The following is a 13664-nucleotide window of genomic DNA, read 5'->3' on the forward strand; positions in this document are numbered from 1 at the left end:
GGCGCGACCGCTCATCCTGCCGCATCCGCATGGCTGATCGGCACCGGACCTGCGTGGATCGGCCGACGACCGGCCACCGGGTCAGCGGGAATGTCCGGATGTGCACCGCCGGGACGGCCCTCTCGCTCCGACACACGACTCCGAGGTCAGATCACTTTCAGGCGGACCAGCGCGCCGAGCGTCAACGCGCCCGGCAGCAACGGCAGCCAGACCGTGATGATCCGGAACGCCAGCACCACCGCGGTCGCCACCGCCGCCGGGCCGCCGGCCGCCACCAGGGCGACCACGAGCGCGGCCTCCACGGTGCCGAGGCCGCCCGGTGTCGGTACGAGGGCGACCGCCACCGTGGCGGCGAGATAGGCGAGGGCCATGTGCGTGACAGGTATGTCGAGGCCCAACGCCACCCCCACGGTGACCAGTCCGGTCGCCTGGAGCGCCGGGAACGCCAGCGAACCGCCCCACAGCGCGAGGATCCGTGTCGGCCGCGTGTGCACCGAGCGGGCCTCGCCCAGCGCCGTGCGCACGAAGCCGAACACGGCCCTGCGCAGCGGTCGTACGAGGAGGAGCACGGCCACGGCGACGCAGGTGGCGGCGACGACCGTGATCAGCAGGGGAGTTGACGTGCCCTCAGGGAGCAGGGGGCCGAGCCGCAGTGCCGTGGGGAACGCGAGCAGCAGGGCCAGCAGCAGGCCGACCCGGGCGATCGACTCCGCGAGCAGATACAGCGCGAGCGCTGCCGACGAACGGGTCAGCGACACCCCGCACACCGTCATGAACCGCAGGTTCACCGCGCTCGCGCCCAGACCGGTCGGCAGCAGATGGTTCGCCGCGCCCGCCGCGAACTGGGTGGCCAGCAGCCGCCCGGCGGGCAGCCGCTCGACGAGCGCGCCCTGCCGGGTCACGGCCGCCGCGACCCAGGTCAGACACGTCACACCGATCGCCGCCACCAGCCAGGGCCACCGCGCGGTCGCGAGATGGGCGAAGCCCTCCACGAGAACGGACCGGTGGCGCACGGCGACCACCAGGACCAGGACGAGGGGGAGCAGACAGAGGATCCGCCGTACCGGAACACGCCGGCGGAGCCCCCGCCCCCGGCCGCCCTGCTCCGGGACCCGGCCTTCTCCCTCGCTCTGTTCCTGGACCTGGCCCTGACCGTCACCCTGCTCCTGTGTCCGGCCCTCGGGCAGTCGTATCGCGCTCACACCGTGAGAGGTTCTCCGTGCCCGGCCAACAGGGGGTTGCGGGCGCGGGGACGGAGGTTGACCGGCGGTGGACTTCGCCGCGTGCGGGCGTACTCCACGGCAGATGTTGACCTCAAGCTTGGTCGAGGTTCTAACGTCCTTCGTATGAGTATGGAGACCACCGCCTGGACCCAACTGCAGGGCATGATGACCGCCCAGCAACAGAGCCGCCCCTTCGCCCGGACGACGCTACGGCGTATCGGCGCCTTCGCCCGTCCACATCGTCGCCGTATCGCGTGGTTCGTCGCCCTCAGTGTCGTGACCGCGCTGCTCGCCGTGGCGACGCCGGTGCTCGCGGGCAACGTCGTGGACGTGATCGTGTCGGGCGGGGACGAGGCACTCGTCGTCCGCCTTGCCGTGCTCATCGCCGTCATAGCGGTCGCCGAAGCGGCGCTCGGGCTGCTGGGCCGACGCCTGTCGGCCACGCTCGGCGAGGGACTCATCCTCGATCTGCGGACCGCCGTCTTCGATCATGTGCAGCGCATGCCGGTCGCGTTCTTCACACGTACACGTACGGGAGCGCTCGTCAGTCGACTCAACAACGACGTCATCGGCGCCCAGCGGGCGTTCAGCAACACCCTGTCCGGAGTGGTGAGCAACCTGGTCACCCTGCTGCTCACCCTCGCCGTGATGCTCACCCTGTCCTGGCAGATCACCCTGCTCTCGCTCGTCCTGCTGCCCGTGTTCGTCATCCCCGCCCGACGTATGGGCCGCCGTATGGCCCGGCTCCAGCGGGAGGCGGCCGACCTCAACGCGGCCATGGGCACCCGCATGACCGAGCGCTTCTCGGCGCCCGGCGCCACCCTGGTCAAGCTCTTCGGACGGCCCGACGACGAGTCCGCCGAGTTCGCCGAACGGGCTCGGCGGGTGCGGGACATCGGCGTCCGTACGGCGATGGCGCAGTCGGCGTTCATCACGGCCCTCACCCTTGTCTCGGCCCTCGCGCTCGCCCTGGTGTACGGCCTCGGCGGCTGGTTCGCGCTGCGCGGCACCCTGGAGGCGGGCGCGATCGTGTCCCTGGCGCTGCTGCTGACCCGGCTCTACGCACCGCTGACCGCGCTGGCCGGGGCGCGCGTGGAGATCATGAGCGCTCTGGTGAGCTTCGAACGCGTCTTCGAGGTGCTGGACCTGAAGCCGCTCATCGAGGAGAAGCCGGACGCCCGCGAGGTGCCCGAAGGGCCGGTGGCCGTCGAGTTCGACGACGTCCGCTTCGGCTACCCCTCCGCAGACAAGGTCTCCCTCGCCTCCCTGGAGGAGGTGGCCTCCCTCGACACCCGCGGCGGCACCGAGGTCCTGCACGGTGTCTCCTTCCGCGCCGAACCCGGCCAGACCGTCGCCCTCGTCGGCTCCTCCGGCGCCGGCAAGTCGACCGTCGCCCAGCTGCTGCCCCGGCTGTACGACACGGACGCGGGCGCCGTCCGCATCGGCGGCGTCGACGTGCGCGACCTGAGCGCGGCGGCGCTGCGCGGCACTCTCGGCATGGTCACCCAGGACGGCCACCTCTTCCACGACACCGTCCGCGCCAACCTGCTCCTCGCCCGCCCCGACGCCAGGGACGACGACCTCTGGGACGTCCTGCGCCGGGCCCGCCTCGACGACCTCGTACGCTCCCTGCCCGACGCCCTCGACACCGTCGTCGGCGAGCGCGGCTACCGCCTCTCCGGCGGTGAGCGCCAGCGCATGACCATCGCCCGGCTGCTCCTGGCCCGCCAGCGCGTCGTCATCCTCGACGAGGCGACCGCCCACCTGGACAACACCTCGGAGGCCGCCGTCCAGGAAGCCCTCGCCGAGGCGCTGGAGGGCAGGACCGCCGTGGTCATCGCCCACCGCCTGTCGACCGTACGGACCGCCGACCAGATCCTCGTCGTCGAGGCCGGCCGGATCGTGGAACGCGGCACGCACGAGGAACTGCTGGCGGTGGAGGGACGGTACGCGGAGCTGTACCGGACGCAGTTCGAGAAGTCGGCGGCCGACGACCCCGCGGTGGAAGAGCCGGTGGCGGCGGCGTAGGAACGGCGCGGTTCCCCGGGGTTCAGCCCTCGACGCCGGTCGCCGAGTGGGCGGCGCCGACCGGCTTGGACTCCGGGGAACCGCGCTGGCGCAGATAGATCGAGAGGATGGCCATGGAGGCGATGGCGAGGAACTCGGACTGCCAGTTCTGCAGCGTACGGCTCCAGAAGTCGGCCGACACGACGTACCCGGGCCAGCTCATGGGCGCCTGAAGCTGCCGCAGCTGCTGCTCGTTGTACGCGGCCACACCGGTGATGGACTGGGCGAGCCAGGACAGCGCGAAGACCGCGCCCATGACGGAGCCCAGCGAACTGGCGTACAGCTTGAGGCGGATACCGCCGGCCGCCGCCCAGCGGGGGGATTCGGGTCTCGCGTGCGGCCCCACCCGCTGCTCCTTGTCCGACTCGACACCGATCCTGGCCGGGCTCTTGGACTCCGGTGAACCGCGCTGCACCAGCCAGACCGTGAGGAAGACGTACAGGAAGAACTGCAGGTACTCGGACTGCCAGTTCTCCGTGACGTCGACGGCGAAGTCCGAGGACGTCACGTAGTCGCCGAAGGTGATCTCCTGGAGGTCGTCGGCGGCGAGCTGGTTGTTGAAGTCGGCGTGACCGGCGAACGCCTGGCCGATCACGGCGAGCAGGAACATCGTGCCGAACACGAGCCCCAGACTGTTCTCCCGTAGGAACCGCCGTACGGACCGGCTCATCGGTGCAGCACCCCCAACGTGATGCAGTAGGCCAGACCCCCCGCGATCACCAGCAGGCACAGGACGAACATGACGCGCACGACGTCCTCATCCACCCTTGAGCCGACACTGGTAGGGCCGCTCCGGACGCGGGGTGCACCCGGCGGCGACGACCTTCCAGCCTCCGGAGAACTGCGACAGGAACAGGGTGTCCGCCGGGAACACCACCCGGGCCTGCCGTCCGCTGACGTCGACGCCCTCGACCTCGTCCGCGGCCGCCGTGACGGGCGGAACCTCCTCCCGCAGGACACCCTCCTCGCACGACGTCCGGGCGGACTGCTCGACCTCGGCCCGGACACCCGGGGCCAGCACCGCGCACACGGAGGCCCCGTCTCCCGCGTACAGCGCCCGCTCGAAGTCGAGGGCCGCGTCCAGGGCCGCCGTGCGCCGCTCCTCGACCGTTCCGCAGCCGGCCGTCAGCAGCAGGACGGTTCCCGCCGCGGTTCCCCATCGCCATCGCCAGGGCATCCCAGGACCTCCCGTTCGGCTGTCGACGGATGTGTCGACGGACGGTAACCCGCCTCGGGTCCGGGCCCGGGCAGCGCACGACGGGCACGAACCCGCCGTCCCCCGGCTGGTGCAACGGCCCTCGTGGCGTACGGCCCCTACGAGACGCGGGCCCCGTCCGCCGGCAGCTGGTACACCGCGAACGCGCGCCGGATGACCGGCTGGGCGACATTGCGCACCCGTACACCGCCGCTCGTGATGCCGTGCTCGGTGCCCAGATGGGCGTGGCCGTGGACGGCCAGGTCGGCGCCGGACTCGTCCATCGCCTCGGCCAGCAGATAGCTGCCGAGGAAGGGGTAGATCTCCAGCGGCTCACCGACGAGCGTGTCCGGCACCGGCGAGAAGTGCGTGAGCGCGATACGGACCGCGCAGCCGTCCTCCGCCAAGGCGTCGAGGGCGCGGCGCAGACCGTCCGCGAGGCCCCGGGTGTGGCGGACGAAGGCCTTCATCTCGGGTTCGCCGAACTCGCTGCCGCTGCGCCCGGCGAAGCCGCCGCCGAACCCCTTCGTCCCGGCGACCCCGACCCGCACCCCGTCGACCTCGACGACGGTTCCCTCGCCCTCCAGCACGGTCACCCCCGCCTCCCGCAGCACGGCCGTCACGTCGTCGGGCCGCTCGGCGTGGTGGTCGTGGTTCCCGAGCACGGCGACGACCGGCACCCGCAGCCCCGCCACCTCGTCGGCGACGACCCGCGCCTCCTCCGGTGTGCCGTGGCGGGTGAGGTCCCCGGCGAGCAGCAGGAGATCGGCATGGTCGTGCAGCGTCTCGAACGCCGGGCGGAGCAGGCCTCGGCTGTCCGGCCCCAGATGGATGTCCCCGACCGCCGCCACCCGGATCACGACAGCTCCTCGGAACGGTCCGGGGCGGTGACGTCGGCCAGTGCGATGTCCGCCCGGACGGCCACGCCCGGCAGCTCCGCCGCCGCGATCCGCAGGATCGCCTCGCGATCGGCCGCCGTGGACGCCGTGCCGGTGATGTGCACGGCGTCGCCGCGCGCCTCGATCCGCATCCCCAGCTCGGCCAGATCGCTCCGGGCGAGCCGCTCCTCGAGGTGGGCTATGCGGTACTCGGTGTGCGCCGCCGGGTGGGCGGCACCGCCCCCCGGTCCGTTCACCGGTGGGCTGTCATGTCCTGTCGCCATCGCCGGTCTCCTCCGGCTCGATCACATTGAGGCGTTCCAGCAGATAGAGGAAGGCGCCCGGCATCGGTTCGGCGGCGCATTCGCGCCGTACCCGACCCCAGTCGATCTTCTCGCGCAGGGTGCGGGCGATGGGCAGCACGGCACCGAAGTCGCAGTAGTGCTCGGAGAACGCCAGGAGGCGTCCGATGAGCAGATCCGTCGCCGCCAGCACGGGCATCCACACGGATTCGACCGACAGCGTCTCCGCCCGGTCCAGCAGCTCGCGGCTGACCGGTGACTGGGACGGCCGGAAGATCAGATCGACCTCCTGGCCCTGGCTCCGGGTCTTCAGCAGCCAGTCCTCGGGCGGCTCGACCACCTTCAGCCCCGCGGCCTCCAGCGTGGCGGTGACGGCGTCGATGTCCTCCGGCAGCACACAGAAGTCGACATCGTGCTGGAGCGTCCCCGGGCCGCCGTGGGCGTACACGGCGACGCCGCCCGCCAGCGCGAAGGAGTGCCCACCGGCCTTGAGCAGCGAAGCGACCTCCTTGGCCGCTTCGAGGATGGCCTGGGTCCGATCGGGAGGGAGCCCGTCGTCGTCCGGGCCGGCGAGATCGCCCATGCCTTCCACGATAGTGCGGCTCCGGCCGCCGGCCAGCCGGTCCTTCTCGACGTCGGCGCAGACGTCCCAGCCGGATAGCCTGAGGGGATGATCGAGAACATTCCCCCCTGCCCGAAGTGTTCCTGCGAGTACACCTACGTGATGAACGCCCTTGTGGTGTGCCCGGAGTGCAGCCATGAATGGGATCCCGCCGAGAGCGGCAGCGAAGGTGAGGCCGTCGGCGGCGAGCGGGTTGTCAGGGACGCTGTCGGCAATGAGCTGCGGGACGGCGACGCCGTGGTCGTCGTCAAGGCCCTCAAAGTCAAGGGGAGCCCCTCGGGCATCAAGGCCGGCACCAAGGTGCGCAACATCCGGCTGGTCGACGGGGTCGACGGCCACGACATCGACTGCAGGATCGACGGCTTCGGAGCGATGCAACTCAAGTCCGGCGTGGTCAAGAAAGCCTGATCCGCGTCACGGGAACGGCAAGGCAGTAGGAGGACGATGAATTGCCAAAGTTAGCAATTGGTTAGATGCTGTGTTGTCTGTGTCCGCAGGTGATCGCGAGCGCAGCCTTCCGTGCCTGCCCCCGATCGGGGCGCTGTCGGGGAGTCGAGAGGTCCTGTCCGTTCCGCTGTACCAGGCCGAGCCGAGTTCTTCCGGATGCCGGGGCATCCCGTACGGATCAGGGTGCTGGAGCTGCTGCAGGAGGGGCCGAAGCCGGTACGTGATCTGCCGGCCGCCATCGAGGTGGCAGCCTCCGGCCTGTCCCGGAGCCGTGACGTCGCCGATCTGATCGGGACCGCGCGATGAGGATGTCGCTCGGCCGGGTCGGAGCCCGGCTTGCCGCGCTGCTGCCAGGCCGTACCGACCTGGCGGAGATACGCCGGGCGCCGCGCCGGGACCTGCCGGCCGGCCGGCTGTTCTTCGCCGCCGCGCACCGCTTCCTGCTGGAACTGGCCGAGGTCGCCGACGTACGCGTGGTCATCCTGCGCATGTCCCGGGTGTCGACCGTCGACGCGACCGGCGCCCTGGTTCTCAAGCACGCCGTGGAGAAGCTGAACCGGCGCGGCATCGTGGTGATGACATCCGGGATCCGCCTCGGACAGCGCCAGGTCCTGGAATCGGTCGGTGCGCTGGAGCTGCTGCGTCTGAAGGAACGGGAGTACGCCACCACGCCCGAGGCGATCAAGGGCGCCCACACCTACCTGGAGTGCGTCGGCCTGATGCCGCCCCTGCCCGCCCAGAGACCCCGGCCTGTCGGAGAGCGAACAGAGGAAGCGGCCGGATGACCACTCCCACCGTGGCCCTGCGCATGGTCGAGGTCGCCGGGGCGGTGGCTTCCCTCCGGGCATGCCGGTGGTGGCCGTGACAAGCCGCCACGCACATATGAGTTGCTAATCTCAGCAATTATTGAGGTCGGCACTGATGTTTTTCGGGCGGCTATGTTCTCCTGCGCGGATTCGGAGCGGCCGGTGCCGCAGGCGAGGATGGGCCCCATGTGGTTGACGAGTGGGTGGACACGAGGCGCGATGGGCCGGCTGGTGGGTTCGTCCAGCTGTCCCGCCAGGGAGGGGGCGGCACGATGAGTACGCCGCTGTACCAGCTGAAGGCCGAGTTCTTCAAGACTCTCGGCCACCCGGCGCGCATCCGGGTGCTGGAGCTGTTGAGTGAGCGCGAGCACGCGGTGGCAGAGATGCTGCCCGAGGTAGGCATCGAGCCGGCGCACCTGTCGCAGCAGCTCGCGGTCCTGCGGCGGGCGAATCTCGTGGTGACCCGCAAGGAAGGGTCGAACGTGTACTACTCGCTGACCAGCCCGCAGGTGGCCGAACTGCTCAGGGTCGCCCGCACGATCCTGTCCGGCGTGCTGGCCGGGCAGGCCGAGCTGCTGGCCGATCTGCAGGCCGCCCAGGCCGAGGTGAAACCGCCGTCGCAGTGACGGCTTCCGATCGACGGCCGCCTCCCGGGAGTTGGACAGCGCCTGGTACCGGGAGGCGGCACCGCGGGCCTCTCCACACCCGGGAAGCCTCTCCTCCAGCATCATCGATCGCTCGTCGGCGGTCGTCTCAACGCCCTTTCGGCATACGGCGGGTGGCACGGAAGGTGCCTGCCGTGGCGGTCTCGGTGGTGCCGTCGGGGAAGACCACCCGGGCGGTGGTCGCCGGCGGCACGTCGACGGTGATGGTGAGGTCGTCGCCGGTCGTTCGCCACTCGACGGTGATGGTGCCCTGCGGGGACTCGTGAGTGCCCCGGGCCCACGTCAGCGACGGGTGCGGCACGGGCGCGACCTCGAAGGACTCCCAGGCGACCGACTTCGGTGCCTGCCGCAGCCCCAGCGTGTGGGTGTGCAGGAAGCGGATCACGGCGCCCTTGCTGTAGTGGTTCAGGGAGTCGTGGGCGTCTCCGTTCTCGTCGACGCCCTCCCAGTCCTCCCAGATGGTCGTCGCGCCGCGGTCGAGCATGTACAGCCAGGACGGTGCGGTGCGCCGGAGGAGCAGCTCGTAGGCGACCTCGGCATGGCCGGTGTCGGCAAGGGCGGGGAGCAGGTCGCCGGTGGCGAGGAAGCCGGTGCCGAGGTGGGTGCCGGCGGCACGGATCAGTTCGACCAGGCGCGCGGCGGCGGCCGCGCGCAGCTCGTCGGGGACGAGTCCGAGGGAGAGGGCGCGTACACAGGCGGCCTGGGTGTCGCCGGTGGTGCGTCCGTCGGGGGTGAGGAACTCGGTGCGCCAGGCGTCGCGGACGCGCTCGGCGGTCTCGGTGTAGCGGGCCGCGTCCCCGGTGCGGCCCAGCCCCCTTGCGACGTCGGCGAGGGTCGACGTCGAGCGGTACAGGAACGCCGTACCGACCTCGCCCTTGTCCGCCATGAACCAGGCGACCGGGTCGGTCTGGATGGGGTCGATGCGGGTGCCGTCGGCGGCCTTCTCCTTCGGCTCGGTCCACTCGCCCCAGTGGAAGGAGCCGTCCCAGAGGTACCGCTCGTGCGGGAGCGGCTCGGCCGAGCGCTCGATCCGGGACGGGTGGCGGGCGGTGCGGGCGGTCCGCAGCGCCCACTCGACCCAGCGCACCATCGCCTCCCAGTTCTCGGCGAGGACTTCCTGGTCGCCGTAGGACCGGTACAGCTCCCAGGGGACGGCGACGATCGCGTCGCCCCAGCCCGCCGAGCCGGTCATCATGGCGAACTGGTCGTCGAGGTGGTGCTTGATGCGGCGGCCGTCGGGCGAGAAGTTGGCGATCCGGCCGTCGGGCAGCTGGTCGTCGCGGACCGAGCGGAGCCATTTGCGGCTGAAGCCGAGGACGTCGTACAGGCGCGTGGCGGTGGGGGCGAAGACCTGGTAGTCGCCGGTCCAGGCGAGTCGTTCGCGGGTCGGGCAGTCCGTCGGGACATCGACGGCATTGCCGCGGAAGCTCCACTCGGCGATCTCGTGAAGGCGGTTGAGGTCGTCGTCGCTGCACGCGAAGGTGCCGGTGCGGCGCAGGTCGGTGTGGACGACGCGCATCGTGATGCTCGCGGGGTCGAGCGGGGCGCCGTCGCGGCGGATACGCGTGTACCGGAAGCCGTGCACGGTGTGGCGCGGCTCGAAGGTCTCACCACGGCCCGCCGAGACGACCTCGTCGCGCTGCACGAAGGGGACCGGGTCCTCGCCGGGGCGTACGGAGTCCAGGTGGGCTGTCGTCAGGTCGCCGTCGCCGCCGACGTGTTCGCCGTAGTCGATGACCGTGCGGGTGCCGGCCGGGCCGAGGTCGCTGAGGGCGAGCCGGCCGGAGGTGTTCTGGCCGAAGTCGGCGATCCAGAGCCCGTCCTTGACCTGTTTGACGGAATCCGCCGGGCGGGAGTCGACGACGCGTACGGGGGGCGCGGGCGACCAGTCGATCGCGGGGGCCTCGACCTGGTCGACGAGGACCGGCTGTTCGGCGCCCGGCCCGGCGCGGAAGTCGGTGGTCTGCCCGTCCATGAGGTCGGCTCGTGTGAGGGCCGACCTGGTGCTCGTCCAGGTCTCGTCGCTGCGCACGACCTGACGTGAACCGTCCTCGTACGCGAGGTGCAGTTCGGCACGTGCGCCGAGCACCGTCCCCCAGCCGGCCGGCAGGCGGAACGCGCCGACCTGGCCCCGGTACCAGCCGTCGGAGAGGACGATTTCGATGACGTTGCCGCCTGTCCTGACGGCGGCCGTGACGTCCGATGCCTGGGCGTAGAGCGTGCGGTCGTAGGAGGTGGACCCGGGCGACAGCTCGGCGGTGCCGGCCCGCTCGCCGTTCACGTACGCCTCGTACACGCCGAGCGCCGTCGCGTACAGCCGTGCCGAGCGCACCCCGGCCCGTGCCTCGAACCGCGTCGACAGGGCGTGGGCCGGGCGCTTGCCGTAGCCGGGATCGACGGATTCGGCCGGCGATATCCAGCGCGCCTGCCAGTCTTCGTCGAGGAGGCCGACCTCGAAGGTGTGCCACTCCGACCACGGGGACGGCCTCTCGGTGCCTCGGGCCCGGACCCGCCAGGCCACCTGTCGGCCGCTGCGCAGCGCCGCCCAGGGCCAGGGGAGGAACCGGTGCCGGCCGGACGCGGCCCGCACCGCGGGCTGCGCCTCGCCGTCGACGGTGCATTCCAGTTCGTACCCCGTCGGGCGTTCCGCGTCCGACGGCGGCTTCCACGACAGGCGGGGTGCGGGGCCCGACACGGTGAACTGGTCACCGCCGCTGTCGATGCAAAGGTCATACGGTGCGTTGCTCATGCTCTGCTCTCTCGGAAGTCCGATGAACCCTGTTGTCTTCCCCGGCGGTTGTCGCAGCGCGCGTACGGCGAAGGCGTCCCGCGGAGAGCCGGGCTCAACCCTTGCCCGCGTCGGCGATCGCCGACGCGTCCCGCTACCGGACCGACTTGACCCCGAACTTGATGATCAGGCCGCCGACCAGCGCGAGGACCGCGCCGCTCAGATAGAGGTGCGTGTAGTTCTTGTCGGAACCCGTGGCGCCGATGGTGATGATGAGCGGGGCGATCAGCGGAGCGATGGCGCTGGGGATCTTCTGCGCGAACGCGACGACCGCGAGATAACGGCCGGCCTGGGCCCGGTCCGGGAGGACGGCGAACACGATCGCCTGGTCGACGGCGCTGAACGCCGCGATGGCGAGCTGCATCAGCACCGCGCCGACGACGAGTTGGGGCAGTGAATGGGCGAACGCCTCGGTGACGGCCCCGGCGACGAAGATCACGGAGCCGATCACGGTGAACAGCTTGCGCCGGCCGAGCTTGTCGGAGAGGAAGCCGCCCCCGATGGCGCCGACGGCCGCGGCCAACACCCCGATGGTCCCGATCGTCGCCACGACGCCGGCCACCTCCCTGATGGGGAGATCGAGCCGCTGGGCGTAGAAGAAGGTGCCGAAGGTGGTGTTGAAGTACAGGCCCATGAAGAAGACGAAGCGGCCGAGCCAGTTCCAGCCGAAGTCGGGGTACTTCCGCGGATTGAACCCGTAGCTGGCGATCAGGCCCTTGAGCGTCACATCGCTGGTGTGGACGAGTTCACGGGAGTCCCCTTCCGGTTTGAAGAGCGGGAACAGCAGCAGCAAGGCCGCTCCGACGACGCCCGGGACCAGGAACACCAGGAGGGTGCTGGAGGCCACCGCGTACGCGATGCCTATGCCGATCACCGGTGAGATCTGGCTCGTGACGCTCGTCAAGGCCGAAATGCGGCCGCGCTGTTCCTCGGGCACACGGTCGGCCTGGACGTTCTGGATGGCCTGCCCGGCCGTGGACCAGCCGAGCATGCCGACGACCCACGCCAGACCCACCAGGAACACCGTCTGCGCGGCGGCGATCCCGAAGAGCGCGACGACGCCGAGGACCGTCCCCACGACCAGGAACGGTGTCCTGCGGCCGAGGCGGGAGCGCGTCCGGTCGCTCCAGAAGCCGATCAGGGGACTGACGACCAGGTAGACGAACTGGGCGACCCCGGTGACGTAACCGAGCAGTTCCTCGCGCCCGGGGGCGAGGTCGGAGATCCGCAGCGCCAACGAGTAGGACAGCGGGACCATCAGGGCCAGCGAGGCCCCGAAGTTGGCGATCATCATCCAGGTGATGTAGCCCGTGCCGACCTTCCGCAGCGGCGGTGCCTCGATCTCGGGGCCGGAGGTCTCGGCCGGCTCCTCGCCGTCGCCCCTCGCCGGCCCGGTCGGCTCGGTCCGCGAGGGTCCGGCCACCCTGATGTCCCGGTCGTCTTGCATGTGGACTCCTTCGTCACATGGATGCCAGGTGGCGCGGCAGTTGCTGGAGGACGGCGCGCGCGTCCTTGGATGAACCGGTGGGGCCGAAGCGAGAGCAGCGCTTGGTCGGGCGCGTTCGGCGATCGACTGCCACCGGGTTCGGGACTACTGGACCGACCAGCCCCCGTCGGACGGGAGGACGGCGCCGTTGATGTTGATGCCGTCGTCGCTGAGCAGGAACGTGATGGAGGCCGCCAGGTGTTCGGCGGTGGCCAGGCTCGGTATCGCCTGCTGGAAAGGAGTGAGCCGGGCGGAACCCGTCCGCGACACGTGCGCGGGCATGGGGATGCCGGTCGCCACGCCACCGGGCGCGACCGCGTTGACCCGGATGCCGTGCGGGCCGTACATGAAGGCGGCAGACCTGGTCAGGCCGACGACCCCGTGTTTGGAGACGGTGTACGCGGTCCCCGAGGAGTTGCCGCGCAGCGCCGCTTCCGAGGCGACGTTGACGATCGAGCCGGCGCCCGCGGCCATCATGAGCGGCAGGACCGCGCGGGACAGTTTGAAGCCGCCGGTGAGGTTGATGCCGATGACGCGCTCCCAGATCTCGTCGGAGGTCTCGTGGACCGGCGAGAAGTCGTCGTTCACGCCGGCCACGTTCGCGAGGGCGTCGATGCGGCCGTCGGCCGCATCGACGATCCGGTCGATGTCGTCCTGCTGGGTGATGTCTCCGACGACGGTGGCGATCGCGCCGTCGGGGAAGGACGCGGCGAAGTCTTCGAGGCGTTCGGCCGAGACGTCCACGGCGATCACGCGGCCGCCTTCCCGCGCGATCCGCGATGCGGTCGCCCGGCCGATGCCGGCGGCCGCGCCGGTGACGATGACGGTTCTGCCGTCGAACCGTCCGGGCGTGACGCGCTCGGTCCACACGCCCGGGGCGCTCTCCTCGGCGGGCATGACGCCGTCGTTGACCCGGAGTACCAGTTCGTCGACGACCGCCTGCGGCAACTGCCCCTGGCTGACGGCGACCAGTTGCTGCAGCGGGAGCGTGCGGACGGGGGCGAGCATCTCCTGCGGCACCCCGGCCTGGTCCAGCAGTCCCTTGATGAGCGGCGCGTCCTTCGGGTGGGTCAGCCACGCGTCGATGGTGCTGTGGGCGGTGAGCGGGGGAGGGGAAGAGGGAGGGGTGGTGGCGGGCATGGGTGCGGCCCTTCTCAGTCGCTTGGGCGAGATGTGATTGGAACG

The 13664-nt window shown here is 71.0% G+C and carries 12 protein-coding genes and 2 pseudogenes; 5 read left to right on the forward strand and 9 right to left on the reverse strand.

Features of this window, described 5'->3' with window-relative positions; genetic code table 11:
* Positions 1-146 precede the first annotated feature (146 nt).
* Complete coding sequence (locus JIX55_RS42710) at positions 147-1055, reverse strand: lysylphosphatidylglycerol synthase transmembrane domain-containing protein (protein WP_257569680.1); 909 nt, start codon at positions 1053-1055, stop codon at positions 147-149.
* A gap of 297 nt (positions 1056-1352) precedes the next feature.
* Here JIX55_RS42710 and JIX55_RS42715 point away from each other — a divergent pair, with 297 nt between their 5' ends.
* The gene (locus JIX55_RS42715) at positions 1353-3251 is read left to right on the forward strand and encodes an ABC transporter ATP-binding protein (protein WP_257569681.1); all 1899 of its coding nucleotides are present in this window, start codon (positions 1353-1355) and stop codon (positions 3249-3251) included.
* A gap of 22 nt (positions 3252-3273) precedes the next feature.
* Here JIX55_RS42715 and JIX55_RS42720 read toward each other — a convergent pair whose 3' ends face one another.
* The 5 genes from JIX55_RS42720 to JIX55_RS42740 all read right to left on the reverse strand — a co-directional run bounded on the left by JIX55_RS42720 (position 3274) and on the right by JIX55_RS42740 (position 6248).
* Positions 3274-3960, reverse strand: coding sequence for a DUF6766 family protein (locus tag JIX55_RS42720; RefSeq protein ID WP_257568569.1), 687 nt, complete (start codon positions 3958-3960; stop codon positions 3274-3276).
* A gap of 87 nt (positions 3961-4047) precedes the next feature.
* Positions 4048-4467 (reverse strand): hypothetical protein, encoded by a 420-nt coding sequence (locus tag JIX55_RS42725; protein WP_257568570.1) that lies wholly within the window; start codon positions 4465-4467, stop codon positions 4048-4050.
* 137 nt (positions 4468-4604) lie between these two features.
* Entirely contained in the window at positions 4605-5345 is a 741-nt protein-coding gene (locus JIX55_RS42730) for a metallophosphoesterase family protein (protein WP_257568571.1), read from the reverse strand.
* Entirely contained in the window at positions 5342-5647 is a 306-nt protein-coding gene (locus JIX55_RS42735) for a BON domain-containing protein (protein ID WP_257568572.1), read from the reverse strand. Before JIX55_RS42735 ends, JIX55_RS42730 begins: the two co-directional genes overlap by 4 nt.
* Entirely contained in the window at positions 5631-6248 is a 618-nt protein-coding gene (locus JIX55_RS42740; RefSeq protein ID WP_257568573.1) for a nucleotidyltransferase family protein, read from the reverse strand. The genes JIX55_RS42735 and JIX55_RS42740 overlap by 17 nt, the downstream gene beginning before the upstream one ends.
* Positions 6249-6335: 87 nt before the next feature.
* Here JIX55_RS42740 and JIX55_RS42745 point away from each other — a divergent pair, with 87 nt between their 5' ends.
* The 4 genes and pseudogenes from JIX55_RS42745 (at position 6336) to JIX55_RS42760 (ending at position 8166) form a co-directional block, all read left to right on the forward strand.
* Complete coding sequence (locus tag JIX55_RS42745; RefSeq protein WP_306820092.1) at positions 6336-6695, forward strand: zinc ribbon domain-containing protein YjdM; 360 nt, start codon at positions 6336-6338, stop codon at positions 6693-6695.
* Positions 6696-6849: 154 nt separating this feature from the next.
* Positions 6850-7001 (forward strand): annotated as a pseudogene (locus JIX55_RS42750) (ArsR/SmtB family transcription factor); the annotation flags it as partial.
* Positions 7002-7141: 140 nt separating this feature from the next.
* Positions 7142-7519, forward strand: a pseudogene (locus tag JIX55_RS42755) (sodium-independent anion transporter); the annotation flags it as partial.
* A 293-nt stretch (positions 7520-7812) separates the two neighbouring features.
* Entirely contained in the window at positions 7813-8166 is a 354-nt protein-coding gene (locus tag JIX55_RS42760; protein ID WP_257568574.1) for an ArsR/SmtB family transcription factor, read from the forward strand.
* A 127-nt stretch (positions 8167-8293) separates the two neighbouring features.
* On the opposite strand, the gene JIX55_RS42765 is transcribed toward JIX55_RS42760, so the two are convergent.
* The 3 genes from JIX55_RS42765 to JIX55_RS42775 all read right to left on the reverse strand — a co-directional run bounded on the left by JIX55_RS42765 (position 8294) and on the right by JIX55_RS42775 (position 13619).
* A complete protein-coding gene (locus JIX55_RS42765) occupies positions 8294-10954 on the reverse strand; it encodes a glycoside hydrolase family 78 protein (protein WP_257568575.1) in 2661 nt (886 codons plus the stop codon).
* Positions 10955-11087: 133 nt separating this feature from the next.
* Positions 11088-12440, reverse strand: coding sequence for an MFS transporter (locus JIX55_RS42770; RefSeq protein WP_257568576.1), 1353 nt, complete (start codon positions 12438-12440; stop codon positions 11088-11090).
* Between the two features lie 144 nt (positions 12441-12584).
* Positions 12585-13619 carry an SDR family NAD(P)-dependent oxidoreductase gene (locus JIX55_RS42775; protein WP_306820093.1) on the reverse strand — a complete coding sequence of 345 codons (1035 nt, stop codon included), beginning with the start codon at positions 13617-13619 and terminating at the stop codon, positions 12585-12587.
* Between the last annotated feature and the right edge of the window lie 45 nt (positions 13620-13664).

Origin of the sequence: Streptomyces sp. DSM 40750, assembly GCF_024612035.1 — a bacterium.
GTDB lineage: Bacteria > Actinomycetota > Actinomycetes > Streptomycetales > Streptomycetaceae > Streptomyces.

Excerpts from the sequence above, each read along its gene's own strand:
- JIX55_RS42715 (WP_257569681.1), top strand. The coding sequence starts at position 1,353 with ATGGAGACCACCGCCTGGACCCAACTGCAGGGCATGATGACCGCCCAG.
- JIX55_RS42720 (WP_257568569.1), bottom strand. The coding sequence starts at position 3,960 with ATGAGCCGGTCCGTACGGCGGTTCCTACGGGAGAACAGTCTGGGGCTC.
- JIX55_RS42725 (WP_257568570.1), bottom strand. The coding sequence starts at position 4,467 with ATGCCCTGGCGATGGCGATGGGGAACCGCGGCGGGAACCGTCCTGCTG.
- JIX55_RS42735 (WP_257568572.1), bottom strand. The coding sequence starts at position 5,647 with ATGGCGACAGGACATGACAGCCCACCGGTGAACGGACCGGGGGGCGGT.
- JIX55_RS42740 (WP_257568573.1), bottom strand. The coding sequence starts at position 6,248 with ATGGGCGATCTCGCCGGCCCGGACGACGACGGGCTCCCTCCCGATCGG.
- JIX55_RS42745 (WP_306820092.1), top strand. The coding sequence starts at position 6,336 with ATGATCGAGAACATTCCCCCCTGCCCGAAGTGTTCCTGCGAGTACACC.
- JIX55_RS42760 (WP_257568574.1), top strand. The coding sequence starts at position 7,813 with ATGAGTACGCCGCTGTACCAGCTGAAGGCCGAGTTCTTCAAGACTCTC.
- JIX55_RS42765 (WP_257568575.1), bottom strand. The coding sequence starts at position 10,954 with ATGAGCAACGCACCGTATGACCTTTGCATCGACAGCGGCGGTGACCAG.
- JIX55_RS42770 (WP_257568576.1), bottom strand. The coding sequence starts at position 12,440 with ATGCAAGACGACCGGGACATCAGGGTGGCCGGACCCTCGCGGACCGAG.
- JIX55_RS42775 (WP_306820093.1), bottom strand. The coding sequence starts at position 13,619 with ATGCCCGCCACCACCCCTCCCTCTTCCCCTCCCCCGCTCACCGCCCAC.